At 63.8% G+C, this 574-nt stretch carries 1 protein-coding gene; it reads left to right on the top strand.

What is annotated here, in order from left to right:
• A partial coding sequence (locus tag AC1DYD_RS41490; protein WP_478178509.1) for an ATP-binding protein occupies positions 1–574 on the top strand: 574 nt, incomplete at both ends.

Genomic DNA, 574 nt, shown 5'->3' on the forward strand with positions numbered 1-574 from the left:
CCTGAACATCGTGGGCGATCGGGTGCAATTGCAACAGGTGCTTCTCAATTTGCTGCTGAATGCCTTCGACGCTGTGTCGGCTTGTGATCCCAGTGCGCGCAAGGTGGCGGTGTGCGCCCGGCCATCGGAGACTGGCGTCAGCGTCGAAGTGACCGACTGCGGCTCCGGGATAGACGAGCCGACGATGGCCCGGCTCTTCCAGCCCTTCTTCACGACCAAGCCAGGCGGAATGGGTCTCGGCCTCTCGATCAGCCAGACCATCGTGGCCAGTCATGGCGGAACACTTTGCGTGCGGTCCGACCCGGTACAGGGTTCGACGTTCCGCATCGAGCTGCCCTCGCCGCAACCCCTGGTGATCACGCCCTTTCCGATGGTGAAGCCGCCGGCGAGGGCAACTGGCACCGTCTTCGTCATCGACGATGACGAGGCGATGCGACGAGCGATCGAGCGTCAATTGGAGGGTGCGGGCTACGACGTGCGAGCGTTCGCGAACGCGCATGCGTTCCTCGACCGAAAACTGTGCGCAGGTGTCGCGTGCGTCGTGAGCGACGTTCGCATGCCAGGCATGAGCGGT

It is taken from the genome of Variovorax sp. P4_B11 (assembly GCF_056402355.1).